23 protein-coding genes are annotated in these 25,402 nt (G+C 39.6%); 9 read left to right on the top strand and 14 right to left on the bottom strand.

What is annotated here, in order from left to right:
- Nucleotides 1–127 precede the first annotated feature (127 nt).
- Nucleotides 128–1,852 carry a proline--tRNA ligase gene (locus tag MTF66_RS10675; protein ID WP_138621935.1) on the top strand — a complete coding sequence of 575 codons (1,725 nt, stop codon included), beginning with the start codon at nt 128–130 and terminating at the stop codon, nt 1,850–1,852.
- 179 nt (nt 1,853–2,031) lie between these two features.
- Here the strand turns inward: MTF66_RS10675 and MTF66_RS10670 are convergent, their stop codons facing one another.
- From MTF66_RS10670 to MTF66_RS10660, 3 genes are read right to left on the bottom strand one after another with little or no spacing between them, the layout of a single operon-like run.
- Nucleotides 2,032–3,240 carry an ABC transporter permease gene (locus tag MTF66_RS10670; RefSeq protein WP_138621933.1) on the bottom strand — a complete coding sequence of 403 codons (1,209 nt, stop codon included), beginning with the start codon at nt 3,238–3,240 and terminating at the stop codon, nt 2,032–2,034.
- Nucleotides 3,233–4,021, bottom strand: coding sequence for an ABC transporter ATP-binding protein (locus MTF66_RS10665; RefSeq protein WP_075169185.1), 789 nt, complete (start codon nt 4,019–4,021; stop codon nt 3,233–3,235). Before MTF66_RS10665 ends, MTF66_RS10670 begins: the two co-directional genes overlap by 8 nt.
- On the bottom strand, nt 4,018–4,830 hold the full coding sequence (locus MTF66_RS10660) for a DUF3025 domain-containing protein (protein ID WP_138621929.1): 813 nt from the start codon (nt 4,828–4,830) through the stop codon (nt 4,018–4,020). Before MTF66_RS10660 ends, MTF66_RS10665 begins: the two co-directional genes overlap by 4 nt.
- Nucleotides 4,831–4,937: 107 nt before the next feature.
- Between MTF66_RS10660 and MTF66_RS10655 the strand changes: the two genes are divergently transcribed.
- On the top strand, nt 4,938–6,563 hold the full coding sequence (locus MTF66_RS10655; protein ID WP_248527209.1) for a M28 family metallopeptidase: 1,626 nt from the start codon (nt 4,938–4,940) through the stop codon (nt 6,561–6,563).
- A gap of 88 nt (nt 6,564–6,651) precedes the next feature.
- Complete coding sequence (locus MTF66_RS10650; RefSeq protein ID WP_138621927.1) at nt 6,652–7,824, top strand: putative manganese transporter; 1,173 nt, start codon at nt 6,652–6,654, stop codon at nt 7,822–7,824.
- A gap of 58 nt (nt 7,825–7,882) precedes the next feature.
- Here MTF66_RS10650 and MTF66_RS10645 read toward each other — a convergent pair whose 3' ends face one another.
- The 7 genes from MTF66_RS10645 to seqA form a co-directional block, all read right to left on the bottom strand.
- Nucleotides 7,883–8,242 (bottom strand): DUF805 domain-containing protein, encoded by a 360-nt coding sequence (locus MTF66_RS10645; RefSeq protein ID WP_010390103.1) that lies wholly within the window; start codon nt 8,240–8,242, stop codon nt 7,883–7,885.
- Nucleotides 8,243–8,401: 159 nt separating this feature from the next.
- The gene (locus MTF66_RS10640; RefSeq protein WP_138621925.1) at nt 8,402–9,976 is read right to left on the bottom strand and encodes a dihydrolipoyllysine-residue acetyltransferase; all 1,575 of its coding nucleotides are present in this window, start codon (nt 9,974–9,976) and stop codon (nt 8,402–8,404) included.
- 8 nt (nt 9,977–9,984) lie between these two features.
- Nucleotides 9,985–10,962: an alpha-ketoacid dehydrogenase subunit beta gene (locus MTF66_RS10635; protein ID WP_010390106.1), complete on the bottom strand. Its 978-nt coding sequence runs from the start codon at nt 10,960–10,962 to the stop codon at nt 9,985–9,987.
- On the bottom strand, nt 10,962–12,176 hold the full coding sequence (locus tag MTF66_RS10630; RefSeq protein ID WP_008466734.1) for a thiamine pyrophosphate-dependent dehydrogenase E1 component subunit alpha: 1,215 nt from the start codon (nt 12,174–12,176) through the stop codon (nt 10,962–10,964). Before MTF66_RS10630 ends, MTF66_RS10635 begins: the two co-directional genes overlap by 1 nt.
- A gap of 265 nt (nt 12,177–12,441) precedes the next feature.
- Nucleotides 12,442–13,494, bottom strand: coding sequence for a succinylglutamate desuccinylase (gene astE, locus MTF66_RS10625; protein WP_075169178.1), 1,053 nt, complete (start codon nt 13,492–13,494; stop codon nt 12,442–12,444).
- Nucleotides 13,495–13,576: 82 nt separating this feature from the next.
- A complete protein-coding gene (gene pgm, locus MTF66_RS10620) occupies nt 13,577–15,214 on the bottom strand; it encodes a phosphoglucomutase (alpha-D-glucose-1,6-bisphosphate-dependent) (protein WP_248527208.1) in 1,638 nt (545 codons plus the stop codon).
- 9 nt (nt 15,215–15,223) lie between these two features.
- The gene (gene seqA / locus MTF66_RS10615; RefSeq protein ID WP_010390110.1) at nt 15,224–15,808 is read right to left on the bottom strand and encodes a replication initiation negative regulator SeqA; all 585 of its coding nucleotides are present in this window, start codon (nt 15,806–15,808) and stop codon (nt 15,224–15,226) included.
- 221 nt (nt 15,809–16,029) lie between these two features.
- Between seqA and MTF66_RS10610 the strand changes: the two genes are divergently transcribed.
- The 5 genes from MTF66_RS10610 (at nt 16,030) to fur (ending at nt 18,561) form a co-directional block, all read left to right on the top strand.
- Nucleotides 16,030–16,797 (top strand): alpha/beta fold hydrolase, encoded by a 768-nt coding sequence (locus MTF66_RS10610; RefSeq protein ID WP_010390111.1) that lies wholly within the window; start codon nt 16,030–16,032, stop codon nt 16,795–16,797.
- Nucleotides 16,798–16,892: 95 nt separating this feature from the next.
- Nucleotides 16,893–17,114, top strand: a complete 222-nt coding sequence (locus tag MTF66_RS10605) for a DUF2788 domain-containing protein (protein WP_008113777.1) — start codon at nt 16,893–16,895, stop codon at nt 17,112–17,114.
- 2 nt (nt 17,115–17,116) lie between these two features.
- Nucleotides 17,117–17,395, top strand: coding sequence for a LexA regulated protein (gene ybfE / locus MTF66_RS10600; RefSeq protein ID WP_008113775.1), 279 nt, complete (start codon nt 17,117–17,119; stop codon nt 17,393–17,395).
- Between the two features lie 13 nt (nt 17,396–17,408).
- Nucleotides 17,409–17,936: a flavodoxin FldA gene (fldA, locus tag MTF66_RS10595; RefSeq protein ID WP_008113772.1), complete on the top strand. Its 528-nt coding sequence runs from the start codon at nt 17,409–17,411 to the stop codon at nt 17,934–17,936.
- Between the two features lie 181 nt (nt 17,937–18,117).
- The gene (fur, locus tag MTF66_RS10590) at nt 18,118–18,561 is read left to right on the top strand and encodes a ferric iron uptake transcriptional regulator (protein ID WP_010390113.1); all 444 of its coding nucleotides are present in this window, start codon (nt 18,118–18,120) and stop codon (nt 18,559–18,561) included.
- A 65-nt stretch (nt 18,562–18,626) separates the two neighbouring features.
- Here fur and glnS read toward each other — a convergent pair whose 3' ends face one another.
- Entirely contained in the window at nt 18,627–20,291 is a 1,665-nt protein-coding gene (gene glnS, locus MTF66_RS10585; RefSeq protein ID WP_138569698.1) for a glutamine--tRNA ligase, read from the bottom strand.
- A gap of 216 nt (nt 20,292–20,507) precedes the next feature.
- On the opposite strand from glnS, the gene MTF66_RS10580 reads away from it, so the two are divergent.
- Nucleotides 20,508–21,578 (top strand): DUF3083 family protein, encoded by a 1,071-nt coding sequence (locus tag MTF66_RS10580; RefSeq protein ID WP_054200998.1) that lies wholly within the window; start codon nt 20,508–20,510, stop codon nt 21,576–21,578.
- A gap of 89 nt (nt 21,579–21,667) precedes the next feature.
- Here MTF66_RS10580 and sucD read toward each other — a convergent pair whose 3' ends face one another.
- From sucD to odhB, 3 genes are all read right to left on the bottom strand, one after another.
- Complete coding sequence (sucD, locus tag MTF66_RS10575; RefSeq protein WP_010390118.1) at nt 21,668–22,540, bottom strand: succinate--CoA ligase subunit alpha; 873 nt, start codon at nt 22,538–22,540, stop codon at nt 21,668–21,670.
- A complete protein-coding gene (sucC, locus tag MTF66_RS10570; RefSeq protein ID WP_008464053.1) occupies nt 22,540–23,706 on the bottom strand; it encodes an ADP-forming succinate--CoA ligase subunit beta in 1,167 nt (388 codons plus the stop codon). Before sucC ends, sucD begins: the two co-directional genes overlap by 1 nt.
- A gap of 176 nt (nt 23,707–23,882) precedes the next feature.
- Nucleotides 23,883–25,400, bottom strand: coding sequence for a 2-oxoglutarate dehydrogenase complex dihydrolipoyllysine-residue succinyltransferase (gene odhB, locus MTF66_RS10565; protein WP_008112094.1), 1,518 nt, complete (start codon nt 25,398–25,400; stop codon nt 23,883–23,885).
- Between the last annotated feature and the right edge of the window lie 2 nt (nt 25,401–25,402).

Below are 25,402 nucleotides of genomic sequence, written 5' to 3'. Positions count from 1 at the left end.
TAACTTTAAAGCCCTGCTATGGCTATAAAATTCGATAAAAAATCACTTAGCGCTTTAGTGTCAATGCAACCGCTGGTAAACTGAGCGCCTTAATTAAAAGAACATATCACTCTATTTCGGAAAAAACATGCGTACTAGTCAATATATACTCGCTACACTTAAAGAAACGCCATCCGATGCGGAAATTGTCTCGCATCAATTAATGCTTAGAGCCGGAATGATCCGTCGCGTCGCTTCGGGTTTATACACTTGGCTTCCCTCTGGCTTACGTGTGCTAAGAAAAGTAGAAAACATAGTACGCGAAGAAATGGATAAAGCCGGCGCAATTGAAATGCTTATGCCTGTTATTCAGCCTGCTGATTTATGGGAAGAGTCTGGCCGCTGGAGTGAGTTTGGTCCTGAGTTAATGCGCTTTACCGACCGTCATAATCGTGAATTTGCCATGGGCCCTACCCATGAAGAAGTGATCACCGATTTTGTTCGTAAAGAAATTAACAGCTACAAACAACTACCAATTACTTTGTACCAAGTACAAACTAAAGTACGTGACGAACGTCGCCCACGTTTTGGTGTTATGCGTGCCCGTGAATTTACTATGAAAGATGCCTACTCATTCCATTTAACCGATGAATGTTTAGATGCAACGTATCAAGTAATGCACAAAGCCTACTGTAATATTTTTGAACGTTTAGGCTTAGATTACCGCCCAGTAATTGCAGATACAGGCTCTATTGGCGGTAGTGTATCGCATGAGTTCCATGTACTTGCTGAATCTGGCGAAGATGCCATTGCTTTTAGTGATGCCAGCGACTACGCCGCTAATATTGAAAAAGCCGAAGCATTAGCGCCAACTGAAGCTCGCCCACAAGCAAGCAAAGAGTTAAAAGCATTCCCAACGCCTGATGCTAAAACAATTAATGAGCTTAAAAAACACTATGGCGTAAAACCCCATCGCGGTGTTAAAACATTAGTGGTTTATGGTACTCCTAATGAAGACGGCGTACGCGGGCTTGTTGCATTAGTACTGCGTGGCGATCACGAACTTAATGAACTCAAAGCTGAAAAGCACCCATTGGTTGATTCTCCACTTGAAATGGCAACCGAAGCAGATATTGTTGCTGCCATTGGCGCAAAACCAGGCTCTTTAGGCCCAGTTGGCTTGAACATGCCTATTATTGTTGATAGAACAGCGGATGTAATGGCTGATTTTGTAGCCGGTGCCAATAATGATGATGAGCACTTTAGCGGTATTAACTGGGATCGCGACGTAACAAACTACGAAGTTGCTGATATCCGTAATATTGTAGAAGGCGATCCTAGCCCGTGTGGTCAAGGCACGTTACAAATTAAGCGCGGTATTGAAGTGGGTCATATTTTCCAGCTAGGTACTAAGTACTCAGAAGCATTAAAAGCAGGTGTACTAAGCGAGTCAGGTAAAAACCAAATAATGACTATGGGCTGTTATGGAATTGGTGTATCACGTATTGTTGCTGCAGCTATTGAGCAAAATAACGATCAATACGGTATTACATGGCCTAAAGCTATAGCTCCTTTCGATTTAGCAATTGTGCCAATGAATATGCATAAATCGCATCGTATTCCTGATATTGCTAATAACCTCTATCAAGGTTTAAAAGATGCAGGTTTGGACGTGTTATTTGATGACCGTAAAGAGCGCCCTGGTGTTATGTTTAACGACATGGAATTACTTGGTGTACCTTACACGCTTGTCATTGGTGAGCGTAACCTTGATGAGAATAAGGTAGAACTTAAAAACCGTCGCACCGGTGAAAAACTTATGATTGATATCGATAGCGCAATTGAAACTATTAAAGCGCAATTTAACGCATAAGCTTAAAGTTAATTAAAAAACCGCTGTATGGTTTTTCATACAGCGGTTTTTTATTGATTGCTTATCTAGTAATTTTCAAACACAGAGCTTAAATTAAGCAAATAGCACTGTCTCATAATTAATAATTTATAAAAAAAGGTCGCTGTGCGACCTTTTTTTTTACTTTGCAATTTAGATGGTTATCTAAACAACACGTCTTCGCGGTTAAACCACTTAACACAAAATGCCAATAGTGCACCGGCTATCAGTGCCGTAGCCAAAAATATTAATCCCACCAGCGTGTAATCGACTGTGCCTTTAATAATTTCTTTAATCGCTAAGGCGACGTTAGTAACCGGAATAAAGGCTGTTTTAGCGGTCAGTTCCATATTAGGCATAATAGAGATAATAATTGGGAAAAATACCACCATACTTAATGGCGTCATGTAATTTTGCGCTTCTTTAAACGAACGTGCATAGATTGATATAGCCAATGCTAATGCAGAAAAAATAGCTGCAATTGGTAATAATAATACAAAAATCATCAGTAAGTCAGAAATGCCTAATGTACTAAATGCGGCTTTAATAAACTCTAGATCAGCAAATGCCAGTGCTAATGCAATCCAACACCCCATACTAATGACGGTGATAGTAGTTGATGCGATTGAAGTTGTGAGTAGAGTAATAAATTTACCCAATACTAGCTCAGTACGAGTAATGGGGGTAAGTAGTAAGGTTTCTAAAGTACCACGCTCTTTTTCGCCAGCGCCTAAATCAATTGCTGGGTAAGTTGCCCCCATCAGTACTAACGGGATAAGTAAATAAGGTAAAAACCCACCTACTTTTTCACCTAAGTTTTCACGTTTGTCTGCAGTATCAACTTTAACCACATTAATTGGCTTTAAAATAGATTGCTGAGCGCTTTTATCAATACCAAAGCTCAATAGTTTACTTTCTTGAAGTGTATCGCTGTACTCTTTAGCAAGCTCTTTTACTCGCTCAAATAAGAAGTTAATTGATTTTGAATCATTAAATACAACTTGCCATTCACTTTGCTTTTTATCATTTAATGTTTTTACTGCATCGCTTGGTAAGTATATCCCCATGTCGATATCGCCAGCAGTTACCCCTGCTTTTAGCTCCTCAACACTATTAAAGGTTTTATCGCCTTTATATAATTCAAAGCTTTTATGATAAAACACTTTATCAGTAAATTCTGGGGCAAAGTCGCCATTGATAATTGCATAGGTATTTACCTTTTGCTCTGCATCAAGCGCAGCTTGAGAAGAGATAAACGCAACCACAGCAAATAACAACGGAAAAACCACAATCGGAAATACCACCACGAATAACAAAGTTTTTTTATCGCGTAGCAGCTCGGTTAATTCCTTTTTAAAAACTTCAAACATCTTGCTTCTCCGTTAATATGTTCATAAACGCTTGGTTTAATTCTTCGCTGTTACCTGCTTGTTTAAATTCAGCTAGAGTGCCATCAAAACAACTTACCCCTTCATTAATAACCGCTACACGGTCACATAAAAGCGCAACTTCATCTAAATGGTGCGTTGAGAAAATAACCGGAGTGCCTTGTGCTTTTAAGCCTTTAATAAAGTTAATCACTGTTTGCGTAGTCATAATATCAAGCCCGGTAGTTGGCTCATCAAGAATAACAACGTCTGGATGATGCACCACAGCACGCGCAATGTTGGCTTTTTGCTTCATACCGGTTGATAAGTTTTCAGCACGTTTATCAATAAATTTATGCATATCGAGTAAGGTAAATAACTCTTCACAGCGTGCCTTGATTGCCTGCTTGCTCATGCCATGTAGCTTTGCAAAATATTCGATATTTTCTTTTACCGTTAAACGGCCATATAAACCAGTAGAGCCAGACAAAAACCCGATAGATTTACGCCCAATGAGTGGCTTTTTAATTATGTCATTTCCAGCAATAGTAATACTGCCATCATCCGGTTTTAATGCGGTTGAAATCATTCTTAAGGTGGTGGTTTTACCCGCGCCATTAGGCCCTAACAGCCCCAATACTTCGCCTTTTGCACAGCTAAAGCTGACATTTTTTACTGAATGAAAAAAGTCTTTATCTTCGCGTGGGTCTACTTCATCTATTTTATTTTTTTTATGATCTTTGGTGAGCTTAAACTTCTTCTTAAGCGCGGTGACTTCTATCATTTTCGTGTCCTTCGTTTCGGTCTAAAATAGTCCGTGTTGTCGTAAAATGATGAATTGTTATTCTCCTCACACCAACCAGGAACACCTAATAAGGGTAAGGGTGAAAGCTGTTTATTATCGGCTAAACAATCATCATTTTTAATCATCTCATAAAGTTGCTTATCTAGGTACTGATATTGCGTTACTAAATCTTTACAAAATATTTCATCGGGTACATTCACAAATAATGCTTTGCCTGTGAGCCCAATATAAGGTTTGGTCAACATTTCGTAATTAGCGTGGCCAAACATGAATGGCGCTATAGTTTTACCCCACTGCTCTCTTTGCGTTATAAATGCTGTTTTCCATTGATGGTCTCTTAAGCATGCTTTCCAATTAGAGTCACTAATAGCTAAAACTACGCCACACTCGTCAAACAGGGTTAATGCGTTACGATGTTTACTGCGTTGTTTTAAACCATGCACAGCTATTTCATCTACATGACGCTGATTGATTAGGGCTTTTGTTTTTGGGAATAAACACCAAATAAAACCACCAAACAGATCATGCCAATTTTGCTGGCGAGTAGGCACTTCCCCAGTTTCAAAAATAACTTGTTCATAATAGCGCTCAGCAAAGTCAACCTTTGCATCATCGATAAAACGAACGGGGAGATTATTTGCGTTTATGGCATTTAAGTACGGGGCAAAATACGCAGGTTCTGGCCAGTCTGTTTGTTGATGAATTTTAAACAGCTGACGTAAGTGAGCAAATGCCCCTGTGTTTAGGCTCGTTACTTGGAATTGTTCTGGGGGAGTAAAACGCTTCATTGTTACCTTTACTGTACATTTTTATCCGTGACAGTTTACCGCAAAAACTGGTTCTAATTAACAGAAGTTCATATACTAGGGTCACTTAGAACAAAAAAAGAGCCAATATGAAACGTTATTTTTCTTTGACCTTAATCACAACAGCGATTCTAGCGGGTTGTGCAACAACAAGTATCACTTCTGACGATGTCGCGAAAGGCTATAACAGCATTCAAGCCGATGAAATTGCTAAGCATGTAAAAGTGTTAGCCTCTGATGAGTTTGGTGGTCGTGCTCCTTCATCTGAAGGTGAAAAGCTTACGCTTGACTACTTAACAAAAGAATTTACTGCATTGGGCTTTGAACCGGGTAACGGTGATAGTTTTTTCCAAGAAGTCCCGCTTGTATCATTAGAAGCAGACTCTGACATGGTGCTTAATATTGGCGGTAAAGACTACCAAAACAAAAAAGACATGGTAATGGGTAGTAGCCGTATAAGTGCGCAAGAAGGGATTGAAAATTCAGAGCTGGTATTTGTCGGCTACGGTGTTAACGCACCTGAATATAATTGGAATGATTACGAAGGCCTAGATGTTAAGGGTAAAACCGTCGTGATGCTGGTAAATGATCCTGGTTTTGCAACTAAAGATCCAAACTTATTTACCGGTGATGCCATGACCTATTACGGGCGCTGGACTTATAAATACGAAGAAGCAAGCCGTCAAGGTGCAGCGGGCGCTATTATCATTCATGAAACGGCTCCTGCTTCTTACCCTTGGTCAGTGGTTGAGAACTCGTGGAGTGGCGAGCAGTTTGGTTTTGTAAAAGATAATAACAACATGGATCGTGTTGCTGTTGAAGGTTGGGTTACTGTTGATGTAGCAAAAGAGCTATTTACTAAAGCAGGTCTTGATTTTGATACTGCTAAAGCAGAAGCAGCTAAAGGCGCTTACCATGTAGATATGGGCGATTTAGCTGCCACTGTGAATGTAAAAAATACCATCAAAAAATCGGTATCTTATAACTTTATTGCCACTCTTCCTGGTAGTAAAACGCCAGATGAGCATATTATTTACTCTGCGCATTGGGATCATTTAGGAACGGATAAAAATCGTAAAGGCGATCAAATTTATAATGGTGCCCACGATAATGCGACAGGTACAGCCGGTATGATCGAAGTGGCTGAAGCCTTTACTAAACTAGGTAAACGCCCTGACCGCTCAATGACCTTTTTAGCGGTAACCGCTGAAGAACAAGGCTTGCTTGGCTCAAAATATTACGCCGCTAACCCGGTTATTCCAGCAAATAAAACCGTTGCTAATATTAATATGGATAGCTTAAACCTATTAGGAAAAGTAAAAGATATTAGTGTGGTGGGTATTGGTAAATCGCAAATGGATGAACTATTAGCAACGGCTGCTAAAGAGCAAGGTAGAACAGTATCGGGCGACCCTAAACCATCTTCAGGTGGTTACTACCGCTCAGATCACTTTGCCTTTGCCAATATGGGTGTACCTGCTATGTATGCCGGTGGTGGTTCAGAAGCATTTGACGAAGAAACGGCTAATTATCGCAAGCGTATGAGTTTAGTATTGCGCGGTTGTTACCACCAGCCTTGTGATAGATATCGTGATGAGTGGGATTTATCAGGTGCGGTTCAAGATTTACAACTATTTTATAAAGTAGGTTTTGATATTTCACAGCAAACTCAATGGCCTACTTGGAATGAAAACTCAGAGTTTCAACGTAAATAAACGTTCTCAAGCAACCACATAAATGATATTGATTATCATTTAATAAAATAGTACAGTGCGATCTAGTTTATTAATTAGGTCGTACTGTATGTTTTTAACAGAACATTTGGGAGTTATTTCGCCAGCTGCAAAACGTGTTTTTCATCAAAATAAACGCCTAATTTTACCACTGTTAATTTTAGTTTGTTTAGCCCTGCCCAGCTTACGCACTATAACAATCACTGCACTTAGTGATGCTTTTTTTCAAGTCAGTGTGTTTGTTGCTGCGACCCTATTTATTTACTACTACGCGATTGATCATTTACCCCAACTAGAGCTTCGTTATCTAAATGCTAAGTCTCCTGTATTAGAGGTCAGCTTTGCTGCTTTTTTAGGTATGCTGCCAGGCTGTGGTGGTGCAATCATTGTGGTTACTCAATTTACCAAGGGACAAGCCAGCTTTGGGGCTATTGTTGCGGTATTAACGGCCACTATGGGTGATGCGGCATTTTTATTATTAGCTACCCGCCCTACTGATGGGTTAACGATAATGGCAATAGGCTTAGTCGTTGGAACGCTAACAGGCTTACTGGTTAATAAACTGCATAAAACAGGTTATTTATGCCCTACCAATCAAAAGCAAACACAACCAGTGACTGTATTGCCAACCAAAATAATAAAGTTGAGCAAGCCTATTTGGTTAATGGCTATTATTCCTGGGTTACTTATTGCTTTTGTACTGGCGTTTAATATTGATTTAAGCCAATTTGGCAAGCACACAGTGACCGCAGTCAGTTTTTTTGGCGCATTAATGGCATTGTTTGTAGTATTTATGTGGGCGCTATCATCAAAAGGTGAAAGCTATAAGGAAGTAACCTCAGAAGATGATGTATGCAGTTCGCCTTCAAAAATAACAAAAGTACTGCAAGATACTCATTTTGTAACTGCGTGGGTGGTTGCCTCCTTTATATTATTTGAACTACTAGTGACAGTGTTTGGTCTTGATTTAAAAACATGGTTTGTAAATTATGCCTATTTAGCACCTTTAATTGCAGTATTAATTGGCTTCTTACCCGGTTGTGGACCGCAAATCATTGTCACCACTTTATACATTCAAGGTGTGATACCGTTTAGTGCTTTAGCTGCGAACGCCATCTCCAACGATGGCGATGCGCTTTTCCCTGCTATTGCTATGGCACCCAGAGCGGCCATTATTGCTACAATTTATACCGCCATACCGGCATTGATGGTTGGTTATGGACTGTATTACTTTGTAACTTAATTTTTTACATAAAAAAGCTCAGCAATGGCTGAGCTTAAAATGTTTACAAGTTACCTAATTAAGCAGTGTGTAGTTCAACTTCTTTAGGGTTTGCACCGTGATCGTTTTCACCTTCTTGCGAGTCTTGCGCTAGGAAGATAATCAAAATGATCCAGCCAATCACTGGCACTAGCCACAGTAATTGCCACCAACCTGAACGATTAGTATCGTGAAGACGGCGAGCACCCGCACTTAGTTGAGGAATCAATAAAGCCAAGCTATATATTGTGCTTACAAACATTGTGTTTGTAATACCATCTATAACACTTGTTAAAAGCGAAAAAATCAAATTAATTAACATAAACATCCAAAATGCTTTGCGGCGATTACGTCCTGAAAAATCTGCGTAGCTACGCAGTGCATTCATATAATGTTCCATAAAATTTCCTTAATGTTATTTTTTATATTCCCTAAAGGGCGTACAGTGTTACCTATTTGGTTACATTTGTATCTTAATTAATAATATAAATTTATTAAAGAAAAAAACCAGCTTTATGCTGGTTTTTTAAATAGTTTTTTAATAAATCATCAAAAAGAATTAGCGCATTGCCATCATCATTTTAGCTGGCTGTTCTAGGTATTCTTTCCATAAATTATTAAAGCGCGCTATAGTGCCGCCATCAATTACACGGTGATCACCTGACCAACTTACTTGCATAATTGCACGTGAAACTACCTGCCCTTGCTGATCAAAGCGTGGAAGGTGCTGTAATTTACCAAGTGCAACAATCGCGACTTCTGGCTTATTTATGATTGGCGTTGCAATAGTGCCGCCAATTGCACCAATGTTAGAAATGCTAATAGTGCCACCTTTTAAATCATCAGGTGCAACTCGCCCTTCGCGAGCAGAATCAGTAAGCTGAGTTAAACTGTTAGCAACCTCTACAATGCTTTTAGTTTGACAAGCTTTAATATTAGGCACTAATAAGCCCACTTTAGAATCTACCGCAATCCCAATATTATGATCGTCATAGTAAGTAATTTCGCTACAATCATCATTTACTTTTGAGTTAAGTACTGGGAATTGACTCATTGCCAACGATAACGCCTTAATAAAGAACGGCATCATAGTTAACTTAACACCCTGTGCTTTATATTGCTCTTTCAGATCAGCTCTAAGTGCAATTAAATCAGTTAAGTCAATTTCATCACTGTAGGTAAAGTGTGGAATAGTAGAAACCGACGCCACCATTTGTTTTGCCATGGCCGCTTTAATGCCTTTAATCGCTTCTGTTCGCGTTCCACCTGTGCTCGCTGCATGTTCAGTACTGCTGGTTTTTTTACTCTCAGAAGCTTGTGGTTTGTTAAGCTCAGAAGTATCCATACCAGATGGCACTTCATTTTTTATAAACGCTTCAATATCTTGTTTATAAATACGACCATTTTTACCACTGCCTGGTACGCAAGTTAAATCTACATCAAGCTCTCGCGCTTTACGTCTAACCGCAGGTGAGGCAACTGCTTTTTGGTTAATTACTGCAGTTTTTGGTTGCGATTGTTTAGCCGGTGAATCGGTAGTTGCATTGCTTTGTGCTTTTACGACCGCTTGATTAACATCAACATCTTCTTTTGCTGCTTGACCTGCTATGGTCATTTGAAACAACGGGCTGTGTACTTTGGCAATTTCACCTTTTTGATAATATAGCTTTTGTACAGTACCGGTATATTTAGCCGGTATCTGTACCAACGCTTTATCAGTCATTACATCACAAACAGCTTGGTCTTCTTCAATCTCATCGCCTTCTGCTACTAACCACTCTACAATTTCACACTCAACAATACCTTCACCAATATCGGGTAAGATAAAATCTTCTAAGTGTTCACGAGTAGATGTTGGTGCCGAAGATGTTTCAGTCTTTTCGCTGGGTGCTTCCCCGGCAACATCCATTGCAAATAATGGCGCATGCACTTTAGCAATATCGCCTTTTTTGCAATGCAGCTTAGTGATCACCCCATCGTGTACCGCAGGAATTTGCACTAAGGCTTTGTCTGTCATCACATCACAAATAGGCTGATCTTCTTTTACTGTATCACCTTCTTGTACCAGCCATTCGACTACTTCGCATTCAACAATGCCTTCACCAATGTCGGGTAATATAAAATCTTTAGCCATGGAAACCCCTAAAAGTTCACTGATTGTTTAATTGCGGCCATTACTTTCAATGCATCTGGAACATATTCTTTTTCAAGCGCCAGCGGGTATGGTGTATCTAAACCACAGACACGTAAAATAGGTGACTCTAAATGCAAGAAACACTCTTGAGCGATGGTTGCCGCAATTTCGGCGCCAAAACCATTAGTAATAGGTGCTTCATGACTAACAATAAGACGGCCTGTTTTTGTCACTGACTTAGCAATCGTTTCAACATCCCACGGTAGAATACTACGAAGGTCAATCACCTCACAGCTAATACCTTGCTCGCTGGCTTGTTTAGCGGCTGCTTCTACGATTTCCATTTGTGCGCCCCACGCCAATAAAGTAACGTCAGTGCCCTCTTGAACTACCTCAGCTTTACCTAGTTCAATGCTGTAATCTTCTTCTGGAACTTCACCCGTAGATGCACGATATAAACGTTTTGGCTCAAAAAATAGCACTGGATTATCGTCTTTAATACATGCGCGAAGTAAGCCTTTAGCTTGATAAGGATTACGCGGCACGACAATTTTTAACCCTGGCGTATGAGCAAAATATGCTTCTGGCGATTGCGAGTGATACAAACCACCAGCAATACCGCCGCCGTAAGGTGTTCGTATTGTTAGATTACCTACGTTAAATTCATTACCGCTACGGTAGCGAAACTTAGCAGATTCATTCACAATTTGATCAAACGCAGGAAAGATGTAATCAGCAAATTGAATCTCAGCAAGCGCTGGTGCACCAAATGCGGCCAATCCGTTAGCAAAACCTAAAATGCCTTGCTCTGTAAGCGGCGTGTTGAATACTCGGTGCTTACCGTATTTTTCTTGTAAGCCTGATGTTGCTCTAAAAACACCGCCAAAATAACCCACGTCTTCACCAAAAATACACGCTTGAGGGTGCTCATTCATAGTGATATCTAAAGCAGAATTAATTGCATGTAGCATGTTCATTTTAGCCATTACTTAATTCTCCCTGCTGTTGTTGGGTAGGCATCAGGATGAGCTTTTATATGTGTTTTAAGCTCATCATATTGGCGTTGTAAAGATGGAATTGGTGTATCGTACACATCAGAAATCAGCTCTTCTAAGGCTGGTTTATCAATTACTTCAGCGCGTTTAAGTGCCGCCAAAATATCATCACGAATTGTTTCTTTCGCTTTTATATCTTCTGCGTCATCTAACCAGTTTTGTTTTACTAGCCATTTTCTAAAGCGCTCTATTGGGCACGCTTTATAGTTTGCTTCTTCATCTTTTGAACGGTAGCCACTAGGATCATCTGACGTTGAGTGCGCGCCTAAACGATAAGCTATCGATTCAATAAGTACAGGTTCACCTTGGGTTGCTGCAATTTCTCGGGCTTTTTTAGTTGCTGCATAAACAGCGAGTGCATCGCTGCCATCAACACGTATGGTTTTAATACCATACCCTACGCCACGCGATGCAATACCATCACCTTTAAATTGTTCATCAGCTGGGGTAGAAATAGCATAACCATTGTTACGTGCAAAAAAGATAACCGGTGCCTTGTGCACTGCAGCCATGTTAAGACCTGCGTGAAAATCACCTTCTGAAGCGGCACCTTCACCAAAATAACAAATGGTGACGTTATCAATAGTGCTTGCTAGTTCACCTGTTTTAGCATCGATATGTTTTACTTTTTGACCGTATGCATAACCGGTGGCCTGTGGGATTTGAGTTCCTAATGGCGATGAAATTGTCATGTAGTTAAGTGCTTTAGAACCGTAATGGATCGGCATTTGACGGCCTTTACCAAGATCTAGTTCGTTAGAAAACATCTGATTCATAAATTGGTCAAGCGTAAAACCACGGTAGTGCAACGCCGCTTGCTCACGGTATTGCGCCATAATCATATCATCTTGATCAAGGGCTGCCGCAGAGGCTGTTACCGCCGCTTCTTCACCTAAACACTGCATGTAAAAGCTAACACGGCCTTGGCGTTGAGCACCCTGCATACGTTCATCCAATAAACGAATAAAACGCATGGTTTCGTATAATTTAATAGCGGTTTGTTTAGAAATGTCAGGTGCAGGAGCACTAGGATGAATGTCGCCGTCCTCAGTTAAAATACTAAGGGTTGGAATATTAAGCGCGTGACCGTCGATAAACTCAAGCTCATGGTTAATATTCAGCGATACGTTATTGGGATTACTCATAACCTACCTTCTCTTGTTGTCGGTATCACAGTGCCCCTTTAAATTATTATTATGGGTGATTGTTGCTGAATAAACTTTGCAACATCTGCACTGTATTTAATTAAAGCTGCCAACACTTTACGTTAACGTAAAGTGTTATTCAACAAAACTGTGACCAAACAAAAGTAAATATTGAGCAAAAAACTGGCAAGTTAACTATACATATAATTAACCACTTATTAATCAGTTGGTTAAACTTTCATAACAAGTGGTCTGATGTGTTGAATTAGCTAAAACGACTATCCACCTGCATAGGCACAACCGTTAATAGTGCACGTTGTCCAATAGCAACTTGTGCGTTAGGAAAAATAATCGCTTCCCCTTCTACGTCCGCATAAATTGCATTATCACCATCAGTTGCTAAAAGCTCACCCTTTGCAAAGCCTGTAAAGTTCTCGGCATCATCAGAAAACGGGAAGCTAAAGTTTTGCTCTGTGCGGTTAATTGTGCGATGAACAGAAAACAACTCAAAGTCACTTGCATTAAATTTAGGGTATTCCACTTCTTTTTGACTAATTAATGCAGTTAATGTTTGCTTAGTTTTTGCAAAGCGCGACATGTCGTTTTCACCAAAGGGTTTTACTTGCCCAAGCTCAACGGTAAACGAATCAGCCCCATGCACAAACGATGAATAGTAGCTAAACGTGGTAGCGGGTGATTTCATCATTAATACCGTATTAACTCCGCAACTCAATAAAAACTGCAGTTGCGACTTTTTCCAAGGCTTGCCATGTAAAAATGGGTAAACAGCAAACTTCTCATTTTTAGAACCACGAATAGCGGTATGTAAATCATAATGACAGCGATACGTGTCCTGCTCTGAGCGTGCATAAAAATCGCTAACGTACTGTTCAAGTTTTGCAGCACGAATACGTTCGTCGTTCATCGCGATGCCATCAACAGTGTGGTGCCCATTAAATAAGCGATTTAAGTTCTCTTCTACAAAGCGTTTACCAATATTAATTGACTGAGGGTTACCAAAAATAAATAAAACCCGTTGTTGTAATTCAAGTTTTCCACTAATAATGTGTTTAATCAGTTCATCGCAAATTTCTATAGGGGCTGTCTCATTGCCATGAATTGCACTTGAAAGCACCACATTCTTTGACGTTATACAATCAGGCTCAAATTCAATTACACCGGTATCATGCACGGTTACTTGCGTATTATTATTAAGAGTAAATTGGCCTGCATCCAAATGCCATTCATGGTTTCGAGAAAGCGTTAAAAAATCACCATCATGTTTTAATTGATTAATATATTCTGAAGTGGCTGACATCACTATAAAGCCCTTTTTGTTTTATAAATTGTAGATACAAAAACGGCTGAATAAATCAGCCGTTTTTAATTTTAATTGCAGATTAGCTAATTACTGAATCAACCAGTTTTTTAGCTTCTTTTTCTAATAAGGCTAAATGCTCTTCGCCTTTAAATGATTCTAGATATATTTTATATATATCTTCAGTACCTGACGGACGAGCAGCAAACCAGCCACTTTCAGTTACTACTTTTAATCCACCAATTGCTGCATTATTACCTGGCGCATGAGTAAGCTTTTGCATAATTGGCTCACCGGCTAAGGTATCGGCTTTAACATCGTCAGCACTGAGCGCTTTTAAACGTGATTTTTGCTCAGGCGTCGCTGGCGCATCTAAACGTTTATAAATTGGTGCACCAAATTCTTGCTCTAGTTCTTTATATAACGTAGACGGTGTTTTACCTGTAACTGCAAGAATTTCAGCAGCAAGTAGCCCCATGATAAAGCCATCTTTGTCTGTACACCATACGGTGCCATCAAAACGTAAGAAGGCTGCCCCAGCGCTTTCTTCACCACCAAAAGCCAACTTGCCTTTATTTAACCCCTCAACAAACCATTTAAAACCAACAGGTACTTCTTTTACTTTACGCTTATTACGCTCAGTGACTTTATCAATCATTGAGCTAGAAACGAGGGTTTTACCAATTTCAACGCTGGCATCCCAGTCACGATGCGTTAGTAAGTAATCAATGGCTACTGCTAAAAAGTGATTTGGATTCATTAATCCATCAGGTGTTACTATGCCATGACGGTCATAATCAGGGTCATTGCCTATCGATAGATCAAAATCATCTTTAAGGGCAATTAAATTCGCCATTGAATAAGGTGATGAGCAATCCATACGAATTTTGCCATCTTTATCAAGTGGCATAAATGCAAAACGCGGATCAACACTGTCATTTACAACGGTTAAATCTAGATTGTATTTTTTCGCAATCACTGGCCAAAAGTTGATGCCTGAACCACCTAATGGATCAATACCTACTTTAATACCAGCATCACTAATCGCTTTTAAGTTAACAATGTTTTCAAGTTCATTAATGTACGGTGTCATTAAATCTTCATAGCGGATAAAACCAGAACGCGACGCTTTAGCAAATGGAAACAGTTCTACTTCAACTAAGTCTTCCATTAAAAGCTGATTGGCTCTATCTTCAATCCATTTTGTTACATCTGTATCTGCAGGGCCGCCATTAGGTGGGTTATATTTGAACCCGCCATCTTCAGGAGGATTATGAGACGGAGTAACAACAATACCATCGGCTAATTCATTTGGGTGATTTTTATTATAACTAACAATAGCGTGGCTAATTACCGGCGTTGGTGTGAAGTCGCCATTTTCTTGGGTGATCACTTGCACTTCGTTAGCAACCAGCACTTCTATCGCTGAGTTAAAGGCCGCTTCGCTTAATGCGTGGGTGTCTTTACCCAAAAATAATGGGCCGAATATATCGTTTTGTTTTCTGTAATCACAAATAGCTTGGGTGATTGATAATATGTGGGATTCATTAAATTTCACATCATACGCACAACCACGGTGCCCTGAGGTGCCAAAGGCAACACAATGCTGAGGGTTTTGCTCTAGATCAGGCTCATTTAAATAATACGCAGACACTAACTTTGGTACATTCACTAAAACCGATTGTGGTGCAGTTTTCCCTGCGCCGGAATGAATTGCCATGGTATTTCCTTAAAGATAATCACGAATTTTTTCAGCTTGCTCATTGCTATAGCCCAAGCTAAGTGCAACTTCATGCAGCATCATTTTTTTACGTGTAGTATTTGAATTAGTCATCACCCAATATTCACTATCGGTGATGTTTTTAGGGTTCATACTACTACCGCTATTCACTAAGTCTTCTTTACTGGTCGCAAAATAAACACGATCGCGGCCTTTGATATCAAGCACTGCTGAAAAGTCAGTTTTGTGCGTTCGGTAAAATGCACTTAATATAAATAAGAAACGACCAACAACACCTTTTTGCATTGCCAGCTCTTCTTTATTTAAAATATTAAATACGTTCGCATTCTTTTTATTTACCGGCGGTTTCGCCACAGAGGCTGGCTGTTCAACGGCAGCAACTTGTTGTTCTTCAGATGGATTAGACACACTAACAGTTTCATTTTTATGATCAGTGTCTGATTTTGTAGTGTGAATTTTTTCGCCGCTGAGATTTAATAAACGACGTAAAATAGTCGATGCACTTTCACCAATACTCTGGGTATTGCTAGCAATGTACTGATATAACTCGTCGTCTATGTCGATTTGTTTCATGTTCTTCCTGTCATTACGGGTCACATTTTTCTTTCGATATGATTATACCCAATCCAGTTAGAAATGCGAGTTACAACCCACGCTACCCTAAACATATAATTAATAATGACCAAATAATCAGAGAGCTAGGTATTTTGCAACCAGCGTTTAAATAATATCTGTATTTTTTGCTTTTTTAGTTAATGCTCGGCAAACTATGCGCAAAATTATGGGAGACGTTTATGCAATTAAATTACAAACAAATTGGTCAAGGTCCTGATGTTGTTTTGATCCATGGACTGTTTGGCTCTTTAGAAAACCTTAATGTGATTGCAAAACCATTAAGTGAACACTTTTGCGTAACCAATGTCGATTTACGTAACCATGGCCTTTCCCCACACAGTGATGAAATGGATTACCTAGCCATGGCCAATGACATTGTGGAATTAATGGCGAAATTGAAAATACAAAAAGCCCACCTTGTAGGGCATTCCATGGGCGGTAAAGTGGCAATGCAAGTTGCATTAACCCATAGCGAATTGGTCAATAAATTAGTGGTACTTGATATCGCCCCAGTTAGCTACCCGGCTCGTCATACCCAAATCATTGAGGCATTAAATGCAGTAAAAAATGCCGATATTAGTGATAGAAAGCAAGCTGATTTAGTAATGCAACCGTATATAGAAGAGTTAGGAGTACGTCAGTTTTTATTGAAGAGTTTATATAAAAATGATGCAGGGAAATTTGTATGGCGATTCAATTTATCAGTGCTTGATAATAAATATTCAACAATTACCGACAACATTAATGCAAATAATTCTTGTTTATGCGAAACTCTGTTTATTAAAGGTAATGACTCTGACTACATATTAGCTGAGCACCGTGAAGCAATTAATTCGCTGTTTAAAAATGTAAGTGCAAAAATCATCCATGGTGCGGGTCATTGGTTGCATGCCCAAAAACCACAGGCTGTAAACAAAGCAATCAATGATTTTTTAACTGCAGTTTAATGTTATTTTTGTGGCGTGTTTTTGATTTATCACACTAAATAATTAAAGATTTATGTGCTATAGTACGCGCCGTTTAATTTAAAGGTTATACGTCGATGGTCAGTCAGTTTATTAACGAATTTGATACCTTAGGGTTGTATTTTGGCTTAGCAGGTATTTTTATTTTTATCGGCTTGGCAATTAAAGACGTACTGAAAAGCGGCAATGTGCCTAAATTTGGTCGTTATATTGTGTGGCTGGTACTTTTTTTAGGTTGTTCTGGCTTTATTGCCAAAGGACTTATTCAGGTATTTTGGCAAGGTGCGGGTGTAGGTTAAGCATGGCCAAGTCAGAAACAGATAGAACAACGCTTGATTTATTTGAATACGAGAAACGTCCAGGTAGGCCGAAAACCAATCCCCTTCCACGGGATATGCAGTTAAAGGTCAATAAACGTAATCAAATAAAAAGAGATAAAGCACGTGGCTTAAAGCGTGTTGAATTTAAAGTTTCGTCACAGCTGTATCAGGCTTTGAGTGATATGGCAGATGCACAAAATATTAGCCGTAGTGCGTTGATCGAAACAATTTTACAAGAAAGATTGGCTATTGATAGATAAAAGGTTTAAATCCATGGCAAGTGTAGGCATTTTTTTCGGAAGTGATACAGGTAACACAGAACACGTAGCAAAAATGATCCAAAAAGAATTGGGTAAAAAGCTCGTTGCTGTGCATGACATTGCAAAAAGCTCTAAAGAAGAGATAGCTGAATTTGATCTGATCTTATTCGGCATTCCAACTTGGTACTATGGCGAAGCGCAGTGTGATTGGGATGACTTTTTTCCTGAGCTTGAAGAAGTAAGCTTTGAAGGTAAGCTAGTGGCTATTTTTGGCTGTGGCGACCAAGAAGACTATGCAGAATACTTCTTAGACGCTATGGGTATGATCAACGATATCGTAACAGAGCGTGGTGCTATTGTTGTTGGTCATTGGCCAACAGACAGCTATGATTTTGAAGCATCAAAAGGTATGGCGGATGACAAGCACTTTGTAGGCTTAGGGATTGATGAAGACCGCCAGCCTGAATTGACTGAGCAACGCGTTAAACAATGGTGTGCTCAGGTATATGATGAAATGTGCTTAAGTGAGTTAGCAGATTAACCCTCCCTTTTTATGCTAACTGTTTAAAATATTATCAAACAGTTAGCATTTTCCGCGTTAATATTGATATAGATCAATTGTTCTTTGCACTTCCTGCAAAGGCACGTTATCCTAACTGTTATTGTGACGAGTACATCTTGCAAGATGTCTAGTATAACTAAATAAAATTGAGACAGATTTAATGACTGATCATAACTTGGAACTTAAAAAAGCCGGGCTAAAGGTAACTTTACCGCGTATTAAAATTTTAGAGATTCTTCAATCTCCAGATAACCAACACATAAGCGCTGAAGATGTTTACAAGGTTTTATTAGATCTAGGCGAAGAAATTGGTCTTGCGACTGTTTACCGTGTTTTAAATCAATTTGATGATGCGGGTATTGTTAGCCGTCATCATTTTGAAGGTGGCAAGTCTGTATTTGAACTTTCTGGCAGTACTCACCATGACCACTTAGTGTGTTTAAAGTGTGGCAAGGTTGTTGAGTTTGAAGATGACTTAATTGAACGTCGTCAACTCGAGATTGCTGAAGAAAACGGTATTAAGCTAACTAACCACTCTCTTTACCTATACGGTGAGTGTGAAGATAAAGACGCATGTAAGGCGTTTGCACAAAACAACAGTTAATTTTTATTAATTGCATAAAAAAACCTGCTAAAAGCAGGTTTTTTTGTGTCTAAAATAGAACAGAATTACTTCTGATCTATTTTAGCCCATGAGTCGCGCAGACCCACAGTTTGGTTAAATACCACGTTCTCAGATTTACTATCACGAGAGAAGTAACCAGTACGCTCAAACTGGAAACCTTGCGCAGGCTGTGAATTTGCCAGTGAAGGTTCTAGTTTTGCATTATTAATAACAACTAACGACTCTGGGTTTAATGTGCTTTCAAAATCTTCTGCTGCTGCAGGATTAGGAACACTGAATAAACGGTCATATAAACGTACTTCCGCCGTCACTGACTCAGGTGCTGACACCCAATGAATCACCCCTTTTACCTTACGCCCATCGCTTGGGTTTTTACCCAATGTTTCAGGATCGTAAGTGCAGTAAATAGTGGTAATTTCACCGTTATCATCTTTTTCAACACGATCTGCTTTTATTACATAAGCGCCACGTAAGCGTACTTCTTTATCAAGTACTAAACGTTTGAACTTATTGTTTGCTTCTTCGCGGAAATCTTCACGTTCAATAAAAATTTCACGGGTAAAAGGCACATCACGACGACCCATTTCTTCTTTATTTGGGTGATTAGCAACAGACAATGTTTCAACAGTGTCGGCTTCATAATTCTCAATAACGATTTTAACCGGATCAAGTACAGCCATAGCACGCGGTGCATTTTCGTTTAAATCATCACGGATACACGCTTCAAGCATACCCATTTCGACCATATTTTCTTGTTTAGTAATACCAATACGTAAACAAAACTCACGAATTGAAGCCGGTGTATAACCTCGACGACGAAGACCTGCAATCGTTGGCATACGCGGGTCATCCCACCCTTCTACCTTGTTATTTACCACTAAGTCATTAAGCTTACGCTTTGACATAATTGTGTATTCAAGGTTTAACCGTGAAAATTCAATTTGCTGTGGATGGCATTCAAGGCTGATATTATCAAGAACCCAGTCGTAAAGACGACGGTTATCTTGGAATTCTAAGGTACATAATGAATGTGTTATACCTTCTAGCGCATCAGAAATACAATGCGTGAAGTCGTACATTGGGTAAATGCACCATTTATCAGCAGTTTGGTGATGATGAGCAAAGCGAACGCGGTAAATAATTGGATCGCGCAGCACCATAAATGAGCTTGCCATATCAATTTTTGCGCGCAGTACACATTCGCCCTCTTTGAATTCACCATTGCGCATCTTTTCAAATAATGCGAGGTTTTCTTCAACCGAGGTATCGCGATAAGGGCTATTCTTACCAGGCTCTTTTAATGTGCCACGGTATTCACGCGCTTGATCGGCAGTTAAAAAACACACATACGCTAAACCTTTTTCAATTAACTCAACTGCATAGCCGTAAAGCACATCAAAATAGTTTGACGAATATTTAATCTCACCATCCCAATTAAACCCTAACCACTGTACGTCTTCTTTAATTGAATTAACGTAGTTAATATCTTCTTTTTCTGGGTTTGTATCGTCAAAACGAAGGTTACATAAACCGTTATAGTCTTTGGCGATACCAAAATTTAGGCAAATTGATTTTGCATGGCCAATATGTAAAAAGCCATTTGGTTCTGGTGGAAAACGGGTATGCGTTGTGGCATGTTTTCCACTTGCTAAATCTTCATCAATTCGGGTTCTAATAAAGTTACTTGGGCGATTCTCGATTTCCGCCATAGGAGTATAAACCTCTGTATATTGCGTGATAACAAAACTAATGCATTATTACAAAAACCAAGCCTAACATACAGTAATAGATACGGGTTTATGCTGGTAATTAACAAAGTTTGTTTAATAAGGGATAGTTTATGAACAAAATTTGTTTTAGCGCAATATTTAAGTCATCAAAGCATTCTATAGTATAAAAATAAACCCAACTTACAGGAACGAAAGATGGCTTCATTAAATCAACACCGTGTTTATATCCCAAGCAATGCTAGAGCAAACCATTATTTATTAGCTGAAATCACGCCAAACGATGAGTTTTATAAGAGCTTTAGTAATATTAATGCGTGTTATCAGCGTATTGCTCGCCAACTATTTGCCGCTTGTGATGAATATGAACTTCACAATGTGCATTTACTCGCCAATGATAAACTGCCGGTCGTGCGATTTCATGATGAGTCTTATCAACTTGAAACCGATAAGCAAATGTTGTTTTTCTATAATCCTCGTTACCATGAAGCACATAAACTTCATTACACCGAAGATCAGCAAAGCAAAAAGATTCGCTTATTGTTTTTAGCCACTGGGGATGATATTCGCGCTCACTCCGCACAATTTCATAACAATGTACAAAAAGTATTGGATCTTTTACAACAGCAATTATTTGTAGAGCAACCAAGCTTTAAATTACGTGATCATCAGCATTTGACCTATGATTTATTCGCTAAAGAAAAAGGCAATAAAGAAAGTTACGGTTATAAATTAAGAAGTTTATATCCTCGTTATCAATCAAGACAATGCGAGATACCAAGCACACACGCAGAAATGACCTATGTCACTTTTTCGATACCGATAACTCGTAATATTAAAACGCAGTTTCAAAGTGAGATTAACAGCCAAACTTATCAGCCGTTCTACACCCACTTTTCAAAACTATTTACCCAGTTATGTGAAGACAATAAACTCACCCACGCTGCAATGGTTGCTAATGGCGCAATGCCAATAATACGCAACAGCCAAGTCGATAGAAATGAAGGAAATGAAGAGCTACAAAAAATAAGTTTTGATATAGAAGACTCAACCCCGCAAATAAAAGTATTTTTTGAAGCCGATAAATTAGTCGAAACACTGCATTTTGTCATTGTGGCAGCTGAGCATAATAAACATGAAATTGGCTATGGTCGTTTTATGAATCAAGTTGAAAAAGCCATACATGGCTTATGTGAGGAGTTAGCAATTAATAAGCAACGCCAAGATTTATCTGTGCGCTTTTTTCAGCATATAAGTTACCCATATTAATTAATCTAAACTGTGGTTAATTAGGTACCTGAACTTTAGATAACAAAAAGGCTCGCAATTGCGAGCCTTTTTTAAAGAATAAACGCTGATTACCAGCCTGTTTTCTCTTTAAGTGCTTTACCGATATCAGCAAGTGAACGTACAGTTTTTACGCCCGCAGCTTCTAATGCAGCAAATTTCTCATCAGCAGTACCTTTACCACCAGCGATGATTGCGCCAGCGTGACCCATACGCTTACCTTCTGGTGCAGTAACACCAGCAATGTAAGAAACAACAGGTTTAGTTACGTTAGCTTTGATGTACTCTGCAGCTTCTTCTTCTGCAGTACCACCAATTTCACCAATCATTACGATTGCTTCAGTTTGTGGATCTTTTTCGAACAATTCTAGAACGTCGATAAAGTTAGTACCAGGAATTGGATCACCACCAATACCAACACAAGAAGACTGACCAAAACCAGCATCTGTAGTTTGCTTAACTGCTTCGTACGTTAAAGTACCAGAACGAGAAACAATACCTACTTTACCAGGCTTGTGGATGTGACCAGGCATGATACCAATCTTAGTCTCACCAGGAGTGATAACACCTGGACAGTTTGGACCAATCATACGAGTACCTGTTTGATCTAGTTTAACTTTAACGTCAACCATATCAAGTGTAGGAATACCTTCAGTGATACAAACAATCAGCTCGATACCTGCATCGATAGCTTCTAAGATTGCATCTTTACAGAAAGGTGCTGGTACGTAAATCACAGATGCAGTTGCACCTGTTGCTTCTACAGCGTCACGTACTGTGTTAAATACTGGAAGACCAAGGTGCGTTTGACCGCCTTTACCTGGGCTTACACCACCAACCATTTGTGTACCGTACTCAAGCGCTTGCTCTGAGTGGAAAGTACCTTGACCACCAGTGAAACCTTGACAGATAACTTTTGTATCTTTATTGATTAATACAGACATTATTTGCCCTCCGCAGCAGCAACAACTTTTTCAGCCGCGTCTGTTAATGATTCAGCAGCGATGATGTTAAGATCAGACTTAGCAAGTACTTCACGGCCTAATTCAGCATTAGTACCTTCTAAACGTACAACTACTGGAACTGTTACACCTACTTCTTTAACTGCGCCAATGATGCCTTCAGCAATCATGTCACAACGAACGATTCCGCCGAAGATGTTAACTAAAACAGCTTTAACGTTGTCATCTGAAAGGATGATTTTGAATGCTTCAGAAACACGTTCTTTAGTCGCGCCGCCACCAACATCTAGGAAGTTAGCTGGCTTGCCACCGTGTAGGTTTACGATGTCCATAGTACCCATTGCAAGGCCTGCACCGTTAACCATACAACCTACGTTACCATCTAGGGCTACGTAGTTAAGCTCGAAGCTTGCTGCGTGAGCTTCACGTGCATCTTCTTGAGATGGATCGTGCATTTCACGGATTTTAGGTTGACGGTAAAGTGCATTACCATCGATACCAATTTTACCATCTAGACAGTGAAGGTTACCTTCATCTGTGATTACTAGTGGGTTGATTTCAAGTAATGCGAAATCGAAATCGTTAAACATGTTGCCAAGACCCATAAAGATCTTAACGAACTGTTTCATTTGTGTTGGGTTAAGACCCAATTTAAAACCAAGCTCACGAGCTTGGTAAGCTTGAGGACCTACTAAAGGATCTATCTCAGCTTTGTGGATAAGTTCTGGTGTTTCTTCAGCAACAGTTTCAATTTCAACGCCGCCTTCAGTAGACGCCATGAACACAACTTTACGAGAAGCACGGTCAACAACAGCACCTAGGTACAGTTCGTTTGCGATATCTGTACAGCTTTCTACTAAAATTTTAGCAACTGGCTGGCCTTTCTCGTCTGTTTGGTAAGTAACTAGGTTTTTACCTAACCAGTTAGCTGCAAACGCTTTAACTTCGTCGATAGTTTTAACTAGCTTTACACCGCCAGCTTTACCACGTCCACCTGCGTGAACCTGAGTTTTAACAACCCACATATCGCCGCCAATTTTTTCAGCAGCTGCTGCAGCTTCTTCAGGTGTATCGCAAGCGAAACCTTGAGAAACTGGTAAACCATATTCGGCAAAAAGTTGTTTTGCCTGATACTCATGCAAATTCATGATGCTTTATCCAATTTTTTATATTAAAAGAGCTGAATATTTATGCAAATAAACAACTATCCCAAATTGCGTGCCTAGTATAGATCTCATGGCGCTACATGAAAACCCCAGTATGACCTTAGGCGCAAAAAAAAAGCTGTGATTTTAACTCACAGCTTATATTTCATACTACTTAATTAAACATCTAGCAGTAAACGTGTTGGATCTTCAAGTAACTCTTTAATTGTTACTAAGAAACCAACTGATTCTTTACCATCGATTTGGCGATGATCGTAAGATAACGCTAAATACATCATAGGTAAGATTTCAACTTTACCATTAACAGCCATTGGACGATCTTGGATTTTGTGCATACCTAAGATTGAAGACTGCGGTAAGTTAATGATTGGTGTTGATAGTAATGAGCCGAATACACCACCGTTAGTAATAGTGAAATTACCGCCAGTCATATCGTCAAGTGTTAGCTTGCCATCACGACCTTTAAGAGCTAGCTCACGAATACCTTTTTCGATTTCTGCAACTGATAATTTGTCACAATCTTTAAGTACTGGCGTTACCAAGCCACGTGGCGTAGAAACAGCAATACTGATGTCGAAATAGTTGTGATAAACAATATCATCGCCATCAATTGATGCATTTACATCTGGGAAACGCTTTAACGCTTCAGTTACCGCTTTAACATAGAAAGACATGAAGCCTAAACGGATACCGTGACGCTTTTCAAATACTTCTTGGTACTGCTTACGAAGATCCATAATTGGCTTCATATTAACTTCGTTAAACGTTGTTAACATTGCAGTTGAATTTTTCGCTTCAAGAAGACGATTAGCAATCGTTTTACGTAAACGTGTCATAGGCACACGTTTTTGAGTACGGTCACCCATTGGTGCTGCTGGTGCTGCTTCTGCTTTTGCTGCTGGAGCAGGTGCTTTTAAGAATTGATCTACATCTTCTTTAGTCACACGGCCATTTTTACCTGAACCTTTTATTTTTGAAGCATCAAGGCCTTTCTCAGCAATTAAACGACGCACTGATGGCGTTAACACATCTGAACTATCGCTTGAGCTTTCTTCTTTGGCTGCTGGTGCATCCGCTTTAGCTTCAGATTTAGCTGGTGCAGCGCCTGCTTTTACCTTACCAATTACTTGCTCACCAAGAACGGTATCGCCTTCGTCATGGATTATTTCACCCATAACGCCGTCTTCTTGGGCAACAACTTCAAGTACAACTTTATCTGTTTCAATATCTACCAAGTTTTGGTCGCGTGTTACCGCGTCACCTGGTTGAACATGCCAAGTAGCAATTGTTGCATCTGCAACTGATTCTGGAAGTACAGGTACTTTAATATCCACTTCTTTACCTTCTGATGCTGGTGCTGATTGCGCCGCAGGCGCGTCTTCTGATTTATCTGATGCTGAGTCATCTTCTTTTGACTCTTTAGTTGCCGGTGCTTCATCTGCATCGCCAATTAAACCGATCACTTGGTCGCCAAGTACCGTAGCACCCTCTTCTTGTGAAATTTCAGTGATTACACCATCGTTTTGTGCAACCACTTCTAAAACCACTTTGTCTGTTTCAATATCTACTAAGTTTTGGTCACGGCTTACTTTGTCGCCAACACTTACATGCCATGTAGCAACGGAAGCATCTGCAACCGACTCAGGAAGAACAGGAACTTTAATCTCTGTGCTCATTG

This window comes from Pseudoalteromonas sp. 2CM39R, assembly GCF_023161845.1.
This window is presented reverse-complemented; position numbering and strand designations above follow the sequence as displayed.